The organism is Kitasatospora sp. NPDC008050, assembly GCF_042957465.1.
Taxonomy (GTDB): Bacteria; Actinomycetota; Actinomycetes; order Streptomycetales; family Streptomycetaceae; genus Kitasatospora.
Window position 1 is genome coordinate 1 of sequence record NZ_JBIBIJ010000022.1, and the last position, 17,682, is coordinate 17,682.

Annotated in this window: 16 protein-coding genes; 12 read left to right on the forward strand and 4 right to left on the reverse strand. The window is 74.9% G+C overall.

The window, feature by feature from the left end:
- Positions 1-283 precede the first annotated feature (283 nt).
- Entirely contained in the window at positions 284-1,057 is a 774-nt protein-coding gene (locus ACFZB9_RS31585; RefSeq protein WP_391452914.1) for a lysophospholipid acyltransferase family protein, read from the reverse strand.
- Positions 1,058-1,394: 337 nt separating this feature from the next.
- Here ACFZB9_RS31585 and ACFZB9_RS31590 point away from each other — a divergent pair, with 337 nt between their 5' ends.
- The 4 genes from ACFZB9_RS31590 to ACFZB9_RS31605 all read left to right on the forward strand — a co-directional run bounded on the left by ACFZB9_RS31590 (position 1,395) and on the right by ACFZB9_RS31605 (position 5,407).
- Complete coding sequence (locus ACFZB9_RS31590; RefSeq protein ID WP_391453088.1) at positions 1,395-1,733, forward strand: TlpA family protein disulfide reductase; 339 nt, start codon at positions 1,395-1,397, stop codon at positions 1,731-1,733.
- Between the two features lie 339 nt (positions 1,734-2,072).
- Positions 2,073-2,861, forward strand: coding sequence for an electron transfer flavoprotein subunit beta/FixA family protein (locus tag ACFZB9_RS31595; protein ID WP_391452917.1), 789 nt, complete (start codon positions 2,073-2,075; stop codon positions 2,859-2,861).
- Positions 2,862-2,903: 42 nt separating this feature from the next.
- Positions 2,904-3,866 carry an electron transfer flavoprotein subunit alpha/FixB family protein gene (locus ACFZB9_RS31600; protein ID WP_391452920.1) on the forward strand — a complete coding sequence of 321 codons (963 nt, stop codon included), beginning with the start codon at positions 2,904-2,906 and terminating at the stop codon, positions 3,864-3,866.
- A gap of 125 nt (positions 3,867-3,991) precedes the next feature.
- Complete coding sequence (locus ACFZB9_RS31605) at positions 3,992-5,407, forward strand: AMP-binding protein (protein ID WP_391452923.1); 1,416 nt, start codon at positions 3,992-3,994, stop codon at positions 5,405-5,407.
- A gap of 73 nt (positions 5,408-5,480) precedes the next feature.
- Here ACFZB9_RS31605 and ACFZB9_RS31610 read toward each other — a convergent pair whose 3' ends face one another.
- A complete protein-coding gene (locus ACFZB9_RS31610) occupies positions 5,481-6,044 on the reverse strand; it encodes an FHA domain-containing protein (RefSeq protein WP_391452926.1) in 564 nt (187 codons plus the stop codon).
- A gap of 456 nt (positions 6,045-6,500) precedes the next feature.
- Between ACFZB9_RS31610 and ACFZB9_RS31615 the strand changes: the two genes are divergently transcribed.
- Together ACFZB9_RS31615 and ACFZB9_RS31620 are read left to right on the forward strand one after the other, a co-directional pair.
- Positions 6,501-7,550, forward strand: coding sequence for an NUDIX domain-containing protein (locus tag ACFZB9_RS31615; protein ID WP_391452929.1), 1,050 nt, complete (start codon positions 6,501-6,503; stop codon positions 7,548-7,550).
- Positions 7,551-7,655: 105 nt separating this feature from the next.
- Positions 7,656-8,504 carry a DUF4184 family protein gene (locus ACFZB9_RS31620; protein WP_391452932.1) on the forward strand — a complete coding sequence of 283 codons (849 nt, stop codon included), beginning with the start codon at positions 7,656-7,658 and terminating at the stop codon, positions 8,502-8,504.
- Between the two features lie 30 nt (positions 8,505-8,534).
- Here the strand turns inward: ACFZB9_RS31620 and ACFZB9_RS31625 are convergent, their stop codons facing one another.
- Entirely contained in the window at positions 8,535-9,908 is a 1,374-nt protein-coding gene (locus ACFZB9_RS31625) for a dipeptidase (RefSeq protein ID WP_391452935.1), read from the reverse strand.
- 319 nt (positions 9,909-10,227) lie between these two features.
- Here ACFZB9_RS31625 and ACFZB9_RS31630 point away from each other — a divergent pair, with 319 nt between their 5' ends.
- The 3 genes from ACFZB9_RS31630 (at position 10,228) to ACFZB9_RS31640 (ending at position 13,457) form a co-directional block, all read left to right on the forward strand.
- Entirely contained in the window at positions 10,228-11,445 is a 1,218-nt protein-coding gene (locus tag ACFZB9_RS31630) for a geranylgeranyl reductase family protein (RefSeq protein WP_391453090.1), read from the forward strand.
- 87 nt (positions 11,446-11,532) lie between these two features.
- Entirely contained in the window at positions 11,533-12,789 is a 1,257-nt protein-coding gene (locus ACFZB9_RS31635; RefSeq protein WP_391452937.1) for a sensor histidine kinase, read from the forward strand.
- Positions 12,786-13,457, forward strand: coding sequence for a response regulator (locus ACFZB9_RS31640; RefSeq protein WP_391452940.1), 672 nt, complete (start codon positions 12,786-12,788; stop codon positions 13,455-13,457). Before ACFZB9_RS31635 ends, ACFZB9_RS31640 begins: the two co-directional genes overlap by 4 nt.
- Positions 13,458-13,484: 27 nt before the next feature.
- Here ACFZB9_RS31640 and ACFZB9_RS31645 read toward each other — a convergent pair whose 3' ends face one another.
- Positions 13,485-14,471, reverse strand: coding sequence for a MarR family transcriptional regulator (locus ACFZB9_RS31645; RefSeq protein WP_391452942.1), 987 nt, complete (start codon positions 14,469-14,471; stop codon positions 13,485-13,487).
- A gap of 70 nt (positions 14,472-14,541) precedes the next feature.
- Between ACFZB9_RS31645 and ACFZB9_RS31650 the strand changes: the two genes are divergently transcribed.
- The 3 genes from ACFZB9_RS31650 (at position 14,542) to ACFZB9_RS31660 (ending at position 17,660) form a co-directional block, all read left to right on the forward strand.
- Positions 14,542-15,813, forward strand: a complete 1,272-nt coding sequence (locus ACFZB9_RS31650; RefSeq protein WP_391452943.1) for an MFS transporter — start codon at positions 14,542-14,544, stop codon at positions 15,811-15,813.
- A gap of 239 nt (positions 15,814-16,052) precedes the next feature.
- Entirely contained in the window at positions 16,053-16,835 is a 783-nt protein-coding gene (locus ACFZB9_RS31655; protein ID WP_391452945.1) for an enoyl-CoA hydratase family protein, read from the forward strand.
- 72 nt (positions 16,836-16,907) lie between these two features.
- Entirely contained in the window at positions 16,908-17,660 is a 753-nt protein-coding gene (locus ACFZB9_RS31660) for an acyltransferase (RefSeq protein WP_391452946.1), read from the forward strand.
- Positions 17,661-17,682: the final 22 nt, after the last annotated feature.

The following is a 17,682-nucleotide window of genomic DNA, read 5'->3' on the forward strand; positions in this document are numbered from 1 at the left end:
GCTAAGCCTCATAGCGCCGATGGTACTGCAGGGGGGACCCTGTGGGAGAGTAGGACGCCGCCGAACAATCATTCAGGAAAAGCCCCGCCCCGGGAGACCGGGTGCGGGGCTTTTTCGCGTTTGCGCCGGACTGCGGCGCATGAGCGAGCCGGTCGCTGAGCATCACTCAGCTTGAGCACCACTCAGCCTGAGCACCACTCAGCCTGAACATCAGCCTGAACAGACGTCGGACGGCGCGCCTCCCGTCCGGGTGACGCGCCGTCGGTAGTCGAACGGGGCTTGCTCAGGCCCCGGCCCCCGCCCGCCGGGCGGCCTTCGCGGCCGCCTCCTGCTCGTCCTCCGCCTCCGCGACCTCCAGGGTCGGTGCGGTGCCGCCGAGGTGGGCGGGGAGCCACCAGGAGTCGGCGGGGCCGGTCGGCTTGGCGGGGTAGTCGCGCTGGGCGCGGTCGAGCATCTCGCTCATCGCCGCCCGCAGCCGCCGAGTCACCATCACCGGCTTGTCCGTGGGCTCCAGGCGAATCGGTTCGCCAATCATGATGGTGACCGGGACGTGCCGCTTGGTGAGCGTCTTCGGGCGGCCCTTGGTCCACAGCTGCTGGGTGCCCCAGAGGATCACCGGCAGCAGCGGGGTGCCGGAGTCGGCGGCCATCCGGGCAGCGCCGGTCTTGAACTTCTTCAGCGTGAAGGAGCGGCTGATGGTGGCCTCGGGGAAGACCCCGACCACCTCGCCCGCGCGCAGCGCGCGCACGGCCTCCTCGTAGGCGGGCTGGCCGTCGGTGCGGTCGACCGGGATGTGCTTCATGCCGCGCATCAGCGGGCCGGAGATCCGGTGCCGGAAGACCTCGTCCTTTGCCATGAAGCGGGTCTTGCGGTCCCCGCCCCGGTAGGCGCCCAGGCCCGCGAAGAGGAAGTCCAGGTAGCTGATGTGATTGCTCACCAGCACCGCGCCGCCGGTCGCCGGGACGTGCTCGGCACCCACGATGCTGATCCGGCAATCGAGCGCCTTGAAGACGGTCAGCGCCGCGCGGATCACTGGCGGGTAGACGAACTCTGCCACGGTCAGCCCTACTTCTACTTACGGGCCCTGGCCCGGTGCGACGGCACCCGGGCCCGACCTCTGGGGACCGGGCCTCCGAGGCGCGGCACGCCGCGGCTGACACGGGTGATTCTGCTGATGATGGTCCCCCGAAGGAGTGCCTTCTGTCATCTGGGCGTGCCCGGCGGGCGCGAGATTGTCATCACATCGCTGATCAGGTCGGTCCGGGAACTCCACGGCACCGCGATGGGTAGCAGTCGAACGTCCGGTGCGGCGTGATCGCGGTGCGGTGCCGGCTGTGGCGCCCGGAGCGCGGTGGCGCACACTGGGGCGCGTGACCGGACTGCTGATGCGCGCCATGGCGGCGCGCGGGAGGGACGAGGCCGTGCTGCTGTCCGCCGCCGACCTGGGCGAGGGCGCGACGCTGGGGGAGCGGGCCACCCTGGTGCAGTTCTCCACCGCTTTCTGCCAGCCCTGCCGGGCCACCCGGCGGGTGCTCTCGGAGGTCGCCGGGCTGGTGGCCGGCGTCGCGCATGTGGAGATCGACGCCGAGCGGAACCTGGAGCTGGTCCGCCGGCTGGAGATCCGGCGCACCCCGACCGTGCTGGTGCTGGACGCCGACGGCCGGGTGGTGCGACGGGCCGCCGGCCAACCGCGCCGGGCGGACGTGATCGCCGCGCTCGGCCGGGCTGTGTGACGGCCCGCACGGGCCTCGGGGCCGGGCACGTCGAGCGTGCCGAGCCGGCCCCGTTGAGCTGGGCAGTTCGCGCCCGCGGGGACCGGTGGGGCGCGTACTGTCCAGGTCGAGAGCTTCGTCACAATGATCAGGGGGGATAACGCCCTGACATTGCGGCAAGATGTGGGCGACCGGTATTTAGATACTGACGAGTAACCAGAGCGGGATGCTGCCGAGTATGCTGCCGGGAGTGCCGGTCGGGGCAGCAGGAATGCGCTGTCCGTAGCGGGTGTCGCCCAGTGCGCGCCCGTCCGTTGCACCGCGGCAGCCGCCGGACAAGACCAGTACAGGAGACAGGCCGTGAGCTTGAGGATCGTTGTCTGTGTGAAGTACGTGCCCGACGCGACCGGTGACCGTCGCTTCGCGGACGACACCACCACCGACCGGGACGCCGTGGACGGCCTCCTGTCGGAACTCGACGAGTACGGCGTCGAGCAGGCGCTGCGGATCAAGGAGGCGGCCGGTGACGACGCCGAGGTGACCGTGCTGACCGTCGGCGGCGACGACGCCCGGGACGCGCTGAAGAAGGCCCTGTCAATGGGGGCCGACAAGGGTGTCCACGTCAACGACGACGACATCCACGGCTCGGACGTGATCGCCACCTCCGCGATCGTCGCCAAGGCGCTCGAGAAGACCGGCTACGACCTGGTGATCTGTGGCATGGCCTCCACCGACGGCACCATGGGCGTGCTGCCCGCGCTGCTCGCCGAGCGCCTGGGCCTGCCGCAGGTGACCCTGCTCTCCGAGGTCTCGGTCGAGGGTGGCACCGTCAAGGGCCGCCGCGACGGCGACGCCGCCACCGAGCTGGTGGAGGCCGCGCTGCCGGCCGTCGTCTCGGTCACCGACCAGTCGGGCGAGGCCCGCTACCCGTCCTTCAAGGGCATCATGGCCGCCAAGAAGAAGCCGGTCGAGGACCTGGACCTGGACGACCTGGGCATCGAGGCGGACGAGGTCGGCCTGGCCGGCGCCTGGACCGCGATCGAGACCATCACCGAGCGTCCGGCCCGTACCGCCGGGACGATCGTCAAGGACGAGGGTGAGGGCGGCAAGCAGCTCGCCGGCTTCCTCGCCGCGCAGAAGTTCATCTGATCCCGCCGTCCGGACCCACGTTCCATCAGGAGATAAGAAATCATGGCTGAGATCCTGGTCCTCGTGGACCACGCCGACGGCGCCGTCCGCAAGCCCGCCCTGGAGCTGCTCACCCTGGCCCGCCGGATCGGCGAGCCCTCCGCGGTCGTCCTCGGTGCCGGCGCCGCTGCCGCCGACATCGCCGCCAAGGCCGCCGAGTTCGGTGCCGCGAAGGTGTACGTCGCCGACGCCGCCGAGTTCGCCGACTTCCTGGTCGTCCCCAAGGTCGACGCGCTCACCCAGATCGCCAAGGCCTCCGGTGCCGCCGCCGTCCTGCTGACCTCCTCCGGTGAGGGCAAGGAGGTCGCGGCCCGCGTCGCGCTGCGCCTGGAGTCGGGTGTCATCACCGACGCCGTCGACCTGGAGGCCGGGGCCGACGGCCCGGTCGCCACCCAGTCGGTCTTCGCGGCCTCCTTCCAGGTCAAGTCGAAGATCACCCGCGGCACCCCGGTCATCACCGTGAAGCCGAACTCCGCCGCCCCCGAGGCCGCCCCGGCCGCCGGTGCGGTGGAGAACATCAGCGTCGAGTTCACCGGCAAGGCCGCCAAGGTCACCTCGCGCACCGCGCGGGTCTCCTCCGGCCGCCCCGAGCTGACCGAGGCCGCGATCGTGGTCTCCGGCGGCCGTGGTGTCGGTGCCGCCGAGGGTTTCGGCGTGGTCGAGGAGCTCGCGGACGCGCTCGGCGCGGCCGTCGGTGCCTCCCGCGCGGCCGTGGACGCCGGCTGGTACCCGCACAGCAACCAGGTCGGCCAGACCGGCAAGCAGGTCTCCCCGCAGCTGTACGTCGCGGCGGGCATCTCCGGCGCGATCCAGCACCGCGCCGGCATGCAGACCTCGAAGACGATCGTCGCGATCAACAAGGACGCCGAGGCGCCGATCTTCGAGCTGGTCGACTACGGCGTGGTCGGCGACCTGTTCGACGTGCTGCCGCAGCTGACCGGTGAGGTCAAGGCCCGCAAGGGCTGAGTGCGCAGGAGCCTTCGGGCCCGGAGGGCCGGGGCTGATCCGGCCTCACCACCGGTGCAGGGCGTGATCCACACAGTGGTGTGGATCACGCCCTGCGGCGTCTGTCAGGACCGTAGAGTGCCGACGTGACTCTCTTGACGGCACTTCAGGACGGGCGCGGGGATTCGGCCGACGCGCTGCGGATCGACGGCCGGGCGCTCTCCCGGGAAGAACTGCTGGGGGCCGCCGGTGCGGTGGCCGCCCGGGCTGCCGGGGCCCGGGCCCTGGCGGTGCTGGCCCAGCCCTCGTTGGAGACGGTGACGGCGGTGGTGGGCGGCCTGCTGGCGGGCGTGCCGGTGGTACCGGTGCCGCCGGACGCCGGGCCGGTGGAGCGTTCGCACATCCTGCGCGACAGCGGCGCCGAGCTGATCGCCGGCGCGGGCGCGGTGGTCCGCGAGGTGGCGGCCGAGGACGGCATAGCGGCGCTGCCGGTGGACGTCACCGAGCGGCACGACTTCGGCCGCGGCGCGGCCGAGCCACAGGGCCCGGCCTTCGTGCTCTACACCTCCGGGACCACCGGGCCGCCGAAGGGCGCGATCCTGTCCCGGCGGGCGGTGGCCGCCGACCTGGACGCGCTGGCCGAGGCCTGGGCCTGGACCGCCGAGGACACCCTGGTGCACGGCCTGCCGCTGTTCCACGTGCACGGCCTGGTGCTCGGCGTGCTCGGCGCGCTGCGCACCGGCTGCCGCCTGGTGCACACCGGGCGCCCGACGCCGGCGGCGTACGCCGAGGCGGGCGGCACGCTCTACTTCGGGGTGCCCACGGTCTGGTCCCGGCTGGCCGCGGATGAGGCCGCGGCCCGGGCGCTGAGCGGTGCCCGGCTGCTGGTCTCGGGCAGCGCCCCGCTGCCGGTCCCGGTCTTCGACCGGCTGGCCGCGCTCACCGGCCACCAGCCGGTCGAGCGCTACGGCATGACCGAGACGCTGATCACCCTGAGCACCCGGGCCGACGGCGAGCGCCGCCCCGGCAGCGTCGGGCTGCCGCTGACCGGTGTGGCCACCCGGCTGGTCGGCGAGGACGGGCAGCCGGTGCCCGCCGACGGCGAGAGCGTGGGCGACCTGGAGGTCAGCGGCCCGGTGCTGTTCGACGGCTACCTGAACCGCCCGGACGCCGAGGCCGAGGTCCGCACCGCCGACGGCTGGTTCCGCACCGGCGACGTGGCCACCATCGGTCCCGACGGCTTCCACCGGATCGTCGGGCGGGCCTCGGTGGACCTGATCAAGAGCGGCGGCTTCAAGATCGGCGCCGGCGAGGTGGAGGCCGCGTTGCGCGATCACCCGGGGGTGGCGGACGCGGCCGTGGTCGGCGCGCCCGACGCCGACCTCGGGCAGGCGGTGGTGGCGTTCGTGATCCCGGCGGGGCCGGTGACGGGCGATCAGCTCACCGAGTTCGTGGCCGGGCGCCTGTCGGCGCACAAGCGCCCGCGCCGGGTCGTGCTGGTGGAGGAGCTGCCGCGGAACGCCATGGGCAAGGTGCTGAAGAAGAAGCTGCTGGAGGGCTGACGGCGCCATCGGGCCGGGCGGGTCACGGCGGCTCACGAGCGGCTCGGGGGCGGGTCTGTGGCTCGGGGGCGGGTCAGATCGTCGCGAGGCGGAACGCCTGGTTGCCGAAGGCCACCTGGTCGCCCGGCTTGACCCGCACCCCGCCGGTCACCCGGTGGCCGTTGACCAGGGTGCCGTTGGTCGAGCCGAGGTCGTACAGCACCCAGCCCTCGGGGCCCAGGCGCAGCTCGGCGTGCCGGCGGGAGACCGAGACGTCGCTCAGCCGCAGGTCGGAGCCGGGCTCGCGGCCGATCCGCACGGCCGGCCCGCCCAGTTGGGGCAGCGTCAGGCCGGGCAGCCGCTCGGTCCGCCAGGCCTGGCGCAGGCGCACGGTGAACGCCGACAGGCGCCCCACCGTGCGCAGGGCCAGCTGGCCCAGGCCCCCCTTGGCGGGCAGATCGGCGAGCACCGCGTCCAGCTCGGCCGCGCTGCGTGCGGTCAGCACCAGCTCCATCCGGCGCATGAAGGTGTCGTGGGACAGCCGGCCCTGCCCAGCGCCCTCGCGCAGTACCCCGAGGGCGTGCTCGCGGTCGGCCTCCGAGGGGCGGGCCGCGGGGTCGGAGGAGACCGCGCTGGTGAGGGACTCGGGAGCGCTCATGGTGTCGATTCTCCGGCGTGGCGGGCGGCGGTGTCCAGAAAGCGGGCGGCGGGAACCGCGGTGCCCGGTACGAGAGTCCAGCAGGTGGGGGCGGGCGGCCGAAGCCGTCGTCGGGCGGCGGTCGGCACGCGTCGATGGGGGCGCGCCGGGAGGGCCGCACGGCGCGCGCGACGCCTGTGCGCGGGGGCAGGGGTGCGCCGCTTCGGTGTGTGCGCGGGGTCAAACGGGTGCGAAGTGACGTCACGTCAGATCCTCAGGAATGAGGGGTCGGGCCCGGGGGGTACCACCCCGGATGGTGCCGGGGCGCTCGGTGCGTCGGGGTGCGTCGGCGAGCCGGCCACCCCCGCGCGGGCGGTGTCCGGCGCTGTCCGGCGCGGCCGCTGCCGGGTTCGCCCCAGGGCTCGTCTGACAGCGCCCGGCGGGAATTGTCAGACAAGCCCTAGGTCAGGGGGAATCATGATCATCTGGGTCAACGGGACATTCGGCGTGGGCAAGAGCAGCGCCTGTCGCGAGCTGGTCGAGCTGCTGCCCGGCAGTACGCTCTTCGATCCGGAGCAGGTCGGCGACGCACTGCGCCGGATCCTGCCGGCCCACCGGCTGGCCGAGGTCAGGGACTACCAGGACCTGCCGGCCTGGCGCCGGCTGGTCCCGGAGGTGGCGGCGGCCGTGCTGGCCGAGGTGCCGGGCACCCTGGTGGTGCCGATGACGCTGCTGCGCGAGGACTACCGGGACGAGGTCTTCGGCGCGCTGGCGGCCCGCGGCCTGAGCGTGCACCACTTCGTGCTGCACGCTGAGGAAACGATCCTGCGCGAGCGCATAGCGCAGAGCGAGGAGTATCCCGGCGACCCCGAGGCGAGCGAGCAGTGCCGCCGCTGGCGCTTCGCCAAGCTGCCCGCCTACCAGCGGGCGCAGTCCTGGCTGCACCGCGACGCCCGGGTGCTGGACACCGGGGGCCTGACGCCCCACCAGGTCGCCCGCACCCTGGCCGCCCTGGTCAAGGAGGGCGCCGGGCACTGCCCGATCGTGCGGGCCGCGGACTCGGCGGACGACACCGTGGCCGCGGCCGTGCTCCTCTTCGACGAGGACGACCGGGTGCTGCTGGTCGACCCGGTCTACAAGCCGGACTGGGAGTTCCCCGGCGGCGTGGTCGAACGCGGTGAGGCGCCGACCCTGGCGGCCGTCCGGGAGGCGGCCGAGGAACTGGGCCTGAACCTGGCCCCGGAGGCGCTGCGCCTGCTGGCCGTCGACTGGGAGCCGCGCTCCGGGCCGCGCCGCGGCGGGATGCGCCTGGTCTACGACGGCGGGCACCTGACGGCCGGCCAGCGGGCGGCGCTGCGGCTGCCGCCGGACGAGCTGCGGGACTGGCGCTTCGTGACCCTGGGGGAGTCACGCGGACTGCTCTCGGCGGGCCGCTACCGGCGCCTCGCGGTGGCGCTGGAGGCTCGCGGGGTCGGTACCCCGCGCTACCTGGAGGCGGGTCGCCCGGTGGCGCAGGGGCAGGGCTGAGCCCCGGGCCGAACCAGGGCCGAGCCCCGGGCTGAACCCCGGGCCGACCCTCAGGAGCCGAACCCCGGGTGGGACAGCGGTGCGCGGCGGCGGCAGGATGGGGACATGCCGTTCACCTTCAGCCACCCCGCCGCCGTGCTTCCGCTGCTGCGCGGGCTGCGCGCCCGCGGGCCGCTGGTCGCCTCCGCGCTGGTGGCCGGATCGATGGCGCCGGACCTGCCGTTCTTCGCCGCCTCGGTGCGCCCCGGGCTGTATGCGGCAGGCGGGCTGACGCACCGTTGGTGGGCGGTGCCCACCCTGGACGTCGCGCTCGCGGCCGGGCTGGTGGGCGGCTGGCAGGCGGTGCTGCGCCGCCCGCTGCTCGACCTGCTGCCGCCGCCCTGGGCCGAGACCGCCCACGCCGCCACCGCGCGGCCGCCGGCAGCGAGCGGGGCCGGTGGCCGGGCGGGGTGGTTCGCGCTCTCGGCCGCGCTGGGCGCGGCCAGTCACGTCGGCTGGGACGCCTTCACCCACCCGGGCCGGGCGGGGGTGCGGCTGCTCCCGGTGCTGGAGCGGCGGGTGGCCGGGGTGCCGCTCTGCACGGTGGTCCAGTACGGCGGCTCGGCGCTGGCGCTGGCGGGCCTGGGCGGCTACCTGGCCCGCGAACTGCGCCCGGCCACGACCCTGGGGGCGGCCGCGGCGGGGCGGGTGGACTCGCGTCCGGAGCCCGGCCCGGACCGCCGGCGGCGGCGCGGGCTCGCCCGGCGCCGCGCGCTGGTCGCCGCCGCCGGAGCGATCGGGGCCGCCCACCGGGTGCGCCACGCCCGTCAGGTGCGCGGTCCGGGCGGGCGGCCCGACCTGATCGCCGACCTCTGCTTCGGCGCGGGCGCCGGTGTCCTGGCCGCCGCGGCCGCCCTCGGGGCGGCGCAGCGCCTGGCCGGCGAACCCGCCCCGGCGGTCACCGGGGCGGGCTAGGACCTGGGCCTGTCAGCCCTGTCAGCTCCGTCAGCCCTGCCAGACCTGCGCGTAGCGGAGCAGGAAGAGCGCCTCGGAGAGCGCCATCCGCTCCAGCTCCTGCGGGTCCAGGCTCTCGTTGACCGCGTGGATCTGGGTGGTCGGCTCCTCCACGCCGATCAGCACGATCTCCGCCTGCGGGTAGAGCGTGCGCAGCGTGTTGCAGAGCGGGATCGAGCCGCCCTCGCCGGCCACCACCATGTCCACCCCGTAGGCCTCCCGCATCGCCACGCCCAGCGCCTCGTACGCCGGGCCCGAGGTCTCGGCGAGGAACGCGGAACCGCTGTGCAGCCGGGTGACGGTGAGCTGGACCTGCCACGGGGCGGCCTGCTCCAGGTGGGCGACCAGGGCGTCCTGCGCCGTCTCGGTCGGCATGCCGGGCGGCACCCGCAGGCTGACCTTGGCCTTCGCCGCGGCCTGCACCGAGGAGGTGGAGCCGATCACCGCCGGCACGTCGATGCCGACCACGGTGACGGCCGGGCGGGCCCAGAGCCGGTCGGCGACCGCGCCGCCGCCGATCAGCCGCACACCCTCCAGCACCTGCGCGTCCGCGCGGAAGCGGTCCTCGGGGTAGCTGACGCCGGGCCAGGTCTGGTCGGCGGGCAGGCCGTTGATCGCGGTGGCGCCCTGCTCGTCGTAGAGCGAGGCGAGGATCTTCAGCAGCGCGGCCAGCGCGTCGGGGGCGGCACCGCCGAAGGCGCCCGAGTGCAGGTTGCCGGCCAGCGTGCGGACCTCGACCGACACCTCGGTGATCCCGCGCAGCGAGGCGGTGGCGGTCGGCAGGCCGGCCGCGAAGTTGCCGACGTCGCCGATCACGATCGCGTCCGCGGCGAGCAGCTCGGGGTGGGCCAGCGCGTACTGCTCCATCCCGCCGGTGCCCTGCTCCTCGGAGCCCTCCACGATCACCTTCAGGTTGACCGGCAACTGCGGGCCGCCGCTGGCGCGCAGCGCCCGAAGGGCCGTCAGGTGCATCAGGATGTTGCCCTTGCAGTCCGCCGCGCCGCGTCCGTACCAGCGGCCGTCGCGCTCGGTGAGCTGGAACGGCGGGGTGGTCCAGGCGGTCTCGTCCAGCGACGGCTGCACGTCGTAGTGCGAGTAGAGCAGCACGGTCGGCGCGCCGGGCACCCCGGTCAGCTCGCCGTAGACGGACTGCGTGCCGTCGGGCGTGTCGAGCAGCTGAACGCCGGTCAGGCCCTCGGCGCGCAGCGCCTGGGCCACCCACTGGGCGGCCGCCTGGCACTCCTGCTCCAGCCCGAGCTTCGGGTCGGCGATCGAGGGGAAGGCCACCAGCTCGGCCAGCTCGTCGTGGGCACGGGGCATCAGGGCGTGGACGGCGGCGGCGAGATCGGGTGAGGGCTGGGTCATAACGGGCTCCGGAAGCGTCGGCTGGTCGGGTCGGGGCGGGTCGGGACGGGTCGGTTCGTCGGTCGGTCGGCTCGGTCGGGCTGGTCGCTCGGGCTGGTCGGTCGGCTGAATCACGGGTCGGATGCCGGTGATCAGTGCGCGATCGAGCATAGGCGCAGCCCCGGGCGGCCATGCCGCGCCGGGCTGCCCCTGGTGGCGCGGGCGGTGCGCCGGGCCGCGCCGCATAGGATGACTCGACGTGAGAGACTCCGGTACCGCACCCGAATCGAGCCTGCCCACCGACCTGACGACCGTCGAACCCGACGCCCAGGCCGAACCGGTGGCGGCTGACCACGAAGCCGAGAACACCGCCCCCGATCCGCTCGACGGCGTCTGGGACGTCGTCGTGGTCGGGGCCGGCCCGGCCGGCGCCTCGGCGGCGCAGGCCGCCGCCGCGCAGGGCCGCCGGGTGCTGCTGCTGGACAAGGCCGAGCACCCCCGCTACAAGACCTGCGGCGGCGGCATCATCGGGCCGTCCCGGGACAGCCTGCCGCCCGACTTCAAGCTCCCGCTCCAGGACCGGGTGCACGCCGTCACCTTCGCGCTGAACGGCCGGTTCACCCGCACCCGCCGCTCCCGGCGGATGCTCTTCGGCCTGGTCAACCGGGGCGAGTTCGACCTGCGCCTGGTGGAGTCGGCCCAGCAGGCCGGCGCGGTGCTGGTGACCGGGGTGACCGTCACCGGCGTGGAGCAGCAGGGCGGGGCGGACCGCCGCACGGTGGCCGTGACGCTGGCCGACGGGCGCGCGGTCCAGGCGCGCGCGGTGGTCGGCGCGGACGGCAGCGCCAGCCGGATCGGGCGGCACGTCGGGGTGACCTTCGACCAGATCGACCTGGGTCTGGAGGCCGAGATCCCGGTGCCCGAGCGGGTGGTGCGGGCCTGGGAGGGCCGGATCCACCTGGACTGGGGCCCGCTGCCCGGCAGTTACGGCTGGGTCTTCCCGAAGACCGACTCCGGCACGCTGACCGTCGGGGTGATCTCGGCGCGCGGTGACGGCGAACTGACCAAGCAGTACCTGGCGGACTACATCCGCCGGCTCGGCCTGGCCGGCTTCACCCCGGCCGTCGAGTCCGGCCACCTGACCCGCTGCCGGGCCGAGGACTCGCCGCTCTCCCGCGGCCGGGTGCTGGTGGCCGGCGACGCGGCCGGGCTGCTGGAGCCGTGGACCCGCGAGGGTATCTCGTACGCGCTGCGCTCGGGCCGGCTGGCCGGGGAGTGGGCCGTCCAGGTGGCCGAGGCCGTCGCCCCCACCGAGGTGCGCCGGCAGGCGCTGAACTACGCCTTCGCGGTCAAGGCGGGCCTGGGCGTGGAGATGCGGGCCGGCAAGGTGATGCTGGCGGCCTTCGAGCGCCGGCCGCACCTGTTCCACCTGGCGGTCTACGTGATCAACCCGGCCTGGCGGGCGTTCGCCCAGACCACCCAGGGGCACACCACCTTCGCCCAGATCCTGCGGCAGTACCGGGCCGCCCGGCGGCTGGCGGCGATGGCCGCACGCTAGGCCCTGGGCACCTACTCCCGGGGGAGTACGGGTGACCACCCCGGCCGGCTGACGTGCGCTGGGGCCCGGCTCGCCTAGCCTTCCGGCATGAGCCCTTCCAGCACCGAGCGCGGCGCCCGGGGCCCCTTCGGGGGCCACGGCGGCCCGCCGTGGGCCCGCGGCCGTGGCGGCGGCCTGCCGGTGTTCTCCTCGCTGCTGGTCGCGCTGATCCAGCTGGCGGGCAGCGGTGCGGCCGGCCGGCACCAGACGGCCGGGCGGGTGCCGCTGGACGCGTTCGGCTACCTGCTGCTGGTGGCCGGCCCGGCGCTGCTGGTGCTGCGCCGGCGCCGACCGGTGCCGGTGGTGGCGGGCACCGCCGCGGTGACGCTGGTCTACCTGGGGACCGGTTACCCCTACGGTCCGGTCTTCGCGAGCTTCGCGGTCGCCTACTGCACGGCGGTGTGGAGCGGCCACCGGCGGGCGGCCGTGCTGAGCCTGCTCGCCCTCTACAGCGGCCACCTGCTGCTCGCCTTCGCGGTGCCGCGCGCCTGGCTGCGCGGGGCGGGCGCGGGGGGCGGCGGCTGGCCGGAGTTCGGGCTCGGCCTGCTGGCGTTGCTGCTGGCCGCCGTCGCCGAACTGCTGCGGATCCGCCACGAGCAGTTCGCCACGCGCCAGGCCGCCCGGCAGGCCGCCGCGCAGCGCCGGGCGGATGAGGAACGGCTGCGGATGGCCCGCGAGCTGCACGACATCCTGGCGCACAGCATCTCGCTGATCCACGTCCAGGCCGGGGTGGCGCTGGAGCTGATCGACGACCGGCCCGAGCAGGCCCGGGCCGCGCTGGTCACCATCAAGGCGGCGAGCAAGGAGGCGCTGGGCGAGGTCCGCCAGGTGCTCGGCACCCTGCGCGGGCCCGGCGACGTGGCCCCGCGCCGTCCGGCCCCGGGCCTCACCCGGCTGACCGAGCTGACCGAGCAGGCCGCGCACGCCGGGCTGACCGTCACCGTGCGCACGGTCGGCGAGGCGCGGGAGGTGCCCGCCGGGGTGGGGCTGGCCGCCTTCCGGGTCGTCCAGGAGGCGCTGACCAACGTGATCCGGCACTCGGCCGCGCGACGGGCCGAGGTGCTGCTGGACTGGACCGGGCCGCACGCGCTGACCGTGCGGGTGGACGACCCGGGACCGGCCGCCGCGCCCGAGGCCGGGGAACCGGCCGGCGGCGGCAACGGGCTGGCCGGGATGCGCGAGCGGGCCGCCGCCCTCGGGGGCACGCTCACGGCGGGGCCGCGCGAGGGCGGGTTCCGGGTGCAGGCCTTCCTGCCGACGCGGACGGACCGCTCGGACGGGACGAGTGCGCGGGAGGCGCGATGATCCGGGTGCTGCTGGCGGACGACCAGGTGCTGGTCCGGGCGGGCTTTCGGGCGCTGCTGGACGCGCAGGCCGACATCGAGGTGGTGGGCGAGGCCGCCGACGGCGCGGCGGCCGTGGCGATGGCCGCCGACCTGCGCCCCGACGTGGTGCTGATGGACATCCGGATGCCCGGTCTGGACGGGCTGGAGGCCACCCGGCAGATCAGCGCCAGGCCCGAGCTGGCCGAGGTCAGGGTGGTGGTGCTGACCACCTTCGAGCTGGACGAGTACGTCTTCGAGGCGCTGCGCGGCGGGGCCGCCGGGTTCCTGGTCAAGGACACCGAGCCGGCCGATCTGCTGCGCGCGGTGCGGGTGGTGGCGGGCGGCGACGCGCTGCTCTCGCCCGGGGTGACCCGCCGGCTGATCGGCGAGTTCGCGGCCCGCTCCAAGGCGCCCGGGCGGGCGGGTACGGCGGGGCTGGACCTGCTGACGGAGCGGGAGCGGGAGGTGCTGACGCTGGTCGGGATGGGGCTGTCCAACGACGAGATCGCCCGCCGCCTGGTGGTCAGCCCGCTCACCGCCAAGACCCATGTGAGCCGTGCGATGGTCAAGTTGGGGGTGCGCGACCGGGCGCAGCTGGTGGTGCTGGCCTACGAGAGCGGGCTGGTCCGGCCGGGCTGGCTGGGCTAGGGCCACCGCGGGCGTCAAGAGGCCGGCTCAGCCCGCCAGTTCGTCGCCCAGCGGGCTGCGCAGGTAGAGCACCGAGCGGCCGTGCCGGGCCCGGGTGACCAGCCGGGTGGCCAGCAGCACCGCCAGGTGCTGGCTGACCGCGCCCGGGGTGATGCCCAGGCGCAGCGCCAACTCGGTGGTGGAGACGGGTTCGTGGAGCAGGGACAGCAGGCGGGCCTTGGGCGCGCCGAGCAGCTGCTCCAACGCCCGCGAGGTGCTCGGCCGGTCCAGCGCGCCCGCCATGGTGCCCTGGCCGCGGGCCGGGTAGGCGATGGCCGGCGGGTGCTGGTCGCTGATGAAGGTGTTGGCCGAGCGGATGAAGCAGCTCGGGGTGAAGACCAGGCCGCGCCGGTCCACCAGGATGTCCACGTCGCGCCGGCGGCCCGAGCTGCGGTCGATCGTCAGCACGCCGTCCGCCCAGCGCAGCCGCTGGTCCAGCTCGGCCAGCAGGACGCCCACGCCGTGCTGGGCCAGGGTCCGGGCGCGGTGCACGATGTCCGCCTCCAGCACCGAGCGGGCGCGCGGCCACCAGTGCGGGGCCAGGCAGCTCTCCCAGTACTCCTCCAGCGCCAGGCAGATCTCCTCCAGCAACCGCGCCGGCTCGGTCAGCCGCTCGGCCAGCAGCGGCGGCAGCCGGCCGTCGTGCGGCAGGAAGGCGCGCTCCAGCTCGACCCGCAGGATGGCCGGGTCGGTGGCCCGCAGCACGCCGAGCTCGGACCGGAAGCCGGGGGCGGGGCCGACCGGCCGCGGGGTCAGGAAGTCGGCGACGTACCGGTTGCCCGCGATCAGCGAGCGCAGCAGCCGGTGGCTCTCCAGCTGCTCGAAGGCCGGCCGCAGCCGGCGGAACCACGCCTGCTGCGCCGGGTAGCTGTCCGGGTGCGTCCACATCCGCAGGCTCAGTACCGCCTCCTGCAGCGGTGAGCAGGCGAAGGAGACCGCGGCCAGATCGGCCAGGCCGAGGTGGAACCGGTACATAGCGGTCCTTCGCTTCAGGCTGGGGCTAAATCAATACCGAACAGTACGGGCCGTGGGCTGAGATCGCGTCATGACGACGACGACCGCGGCCGCCACGCCGCCGAGTACCATCCGGCCCCGCGGCCACCTGTTGCCGAGCGATCCGGTCATGCGGCTGCTGACCTGGACCACGCTGGTCAACGCGTTCGGCAACGGCCTGTTCTACACGGTCAGCGCGCTCTACTTCACCCGGATCCTGGGCTACGGCGTCGGCGAGGTCGGCGTGGTGCTCACGGCGGCCGGGCTGTGCGGGGTGGCGGCCAGCATCCCGGCCGGGCGGGCCGCGGACCGCTGGGGCAGCAAGCGGGTGCTGATCACGCTGCTGGCCGCCGAGGCGGTGGGGACCGTCGGCTACACCCTGGTGCACGGCCTGGCCGCCTTCGCGCTGCTCGCCTGCGTCGTGACCGCGGTCGACCGTGGCGCCACCACCACCCGCAGCGCGCTCTACGCCGAGGTGCTGACCCCCGACCAGCGGGTGGCCGGGCGCGCCTACCTGCGGGCGGTCACCAACGTGGCGATGGGCCTGGGCTCGGTGCTGGCCGGCATCACGCTGCAGCTCGACAGCCGGGCCGCCTACCAGGCGACGGTGCTCGCCGACGCGGCCAGCTTCGCGCTGGTGGCACTCGTCCTGCGGCGGCTGCCCGGGCGCTCGGCCGCCGCCACGGCCGCGGCCGACGAGGCCGCTGCCGCACCCAGGGCCGAGCGCCGCAACCCCGCCCTGCGCGACCTGCCGTTCCTCGCCATCACCGGCCTGAACGCCGTGCTCACCCTGCAGTTCGCGATGCTGGAGATCGGGATCCCGCTGTGGATCGTGCGCGACACCCACGCGCCGCGCTTCCTGGTCGCCGCCATCATGATCGTCAACACCGTGCTGGTGGTGCTCTTCCAGGTCCGGGCCACCAAGGGCACCGAGCAGCCGCGACTGGCGGCCCGGGCCTGCCTGCGCGGCGGGCTGCTGCTGGGCGCGGGCTGCGCGGTGGTCGGGCTGGCCCACGGGCTGCCGGCGGTGCTCGCCTCGGCGGTGCTGGTGCTCGGCGTGGTGATCGAGGGCGGCGGCGAGGTGCTCACCCAGGCCGGCGGCTGGGCGCTCAGCTACGACCTGGCGGGGGACCGCGCGGCCGGCGCCTACCAGGGCGTCTTCAACGCCGGCATGGCCGCCGCCATGATGGCCGGGCCCGCGCTGATCACCCTGGGCGTGATCGGCCACGGGCTGCTCGGCTGGCTCGCGTTCGGTGCGCTCTTCGCCGCCGCGGGGGCGGCGATGGGGCCGGTCACCCGCTGGGCGCAGCGCGTCGCGGGGTGAGACCCGGCACCCGCCCGCAGCGGCGGAGCAGCCCACCGAGCCGACCCCACTGAGCGAACCCACTGAGCGATCCCACCGAGCGAACCCACTGAGCGACCCCACCGAGTGGCCCGACCGAGCGGGGCGGACCGCGGGCGGGTCGGGTCTGGTCCGTCCGGGGCCCGGCGTGCCAGAGTCTTCCCAGCCGAGCGACCCACCCTCAGCTCGCCTGTCGGATACCGGAAAGCAGGTCCCACCCGATGACCAGCGCAGCACCCTTCGTCCGCGTCAGCACGGCCGGTGCCGTCACCACCCTGGAGCTCGACTCCCCGCACAACCGCAACGCCCTGTCCACCCGGCTGATGGCCGAGCTGTCGCAGGGGCTGGAGCAGGCCGCCGCCGACCCGGCGGTGCGGGCCGTGGTGCTCGGCCACACCGGCACGGTGTTCTGCGCGGGCGCGGACCTGTCCGAGGCCACCGGCGCCGACCCCACCGTCGGTCCGCGCGGGCTGGTGGACATCCAGCGGGCCATCGTGGACTGCCCCAAGCCGGTGATCGCCTACGTCAACGGCCACGTCAGGGCGGGCGGCCTGGGCCTGCTCGGTGCCGCGGACCTCGTGATCGCCGGCCCCGCGACCACCTTCGCCTTCACCGAGGTGCGCCTCGGGCTCGCCCCCGCCGTCATCTCGCTGCCGCTGCGCCCCAAGCTGGAGCCGCGGGCGGCCGCCCGCTACTACCTGACCGGCGAGACCTTCGACGCCGTCGAGGCGGCCCGGATCGGCCTGGTCACGGTGGCCGCCGCCGAGGTCGACGAGGCCGCCAAGGCGCTGGCCGAGGTGCTGGCGGCGCTGCGGCTGGCCTCCCCGCAGGGGCTCGCGGAGTCCAAGCGGCTGGTCAACGCCGAGGTGGTGCGCTCCTTCGAGCAGGACGCGGACGCCCGGGTCGAGCAGTCCGCCCGGCTGTTCGGCTCCGCCGAGGCGCAGCAGGGCATGAAGGCCTTCCTGGAGCGCCGTCCGGCGCCGTGGGCGGTCGACGCGTCGTAGCACCCGTCCGGTCCGTGTGAGCTTGATCGCCCCGGCGGTCCGCGGCCGGTGGGCGGCGGCTACGGTGTGCGCATGCCGAACGCCGCCGCCCTGCTCGCCTCCGTCCGCTCCCGGGCCCGCCGCGCCGCCGGGCGGGCCGTGCACCAGGGCTGGCGCTGGGTGCGGGAGTGCGGGGCGGTCTCCAACCAGAACCCGGGGCCCTACCGGTTCCACACCCTCGGGGACGGCAGCAAGCTGGCCTTTCCGCTCGGCACCGTCTTCAACGAGCAGTCGATCGCGATCGGGCCGTTCTGCATCATCGGCGAGCAGGTCACCATGTCGGCGGGCTTCCTGCCCGGGCTCGACCTCGGCCCCGAGCCGGTGATCACCATCGGTGGCGGCTGCGTGATCGGCCGGGGCAGCCACCTGGTCGGGCACCAGTCGATCGTGCTCGGCGACGACGTGTGGACCGGACCGAACGTCTACATCAGCGACCAGGCCCACGAGTACCGCGACACCACGCTGCCGATCGGCAAGCAGTGGCCGCGCAACGAGCCGGTGGAGATCGGCTCGGGCAGCTGGATCGGCACCGGCGCGGTGATCCTGCCAGGGGCCCGGCTGGGACGCAACGTGGTGGTCGCGGCCGGCTCGGTGGTGCGCGGCGAGGTGCCCGACCACAGCGTGGTGGCCGGCGCGCCCGCCCGCGTGGTGCGCAGCTTCAGCGAGGTGGAGGGCTGGCAGCCGCCGTTCCGCAACGACCCGCCGCAGCCACTGCCGGACGGCGTGACCGCCGAGCAGCTGCGGGCGCTGGTGGGCTGGGACCTGCGCCCGCCGACGGAGAGCTGACGACCCCCCTGAAGCCGGAGGC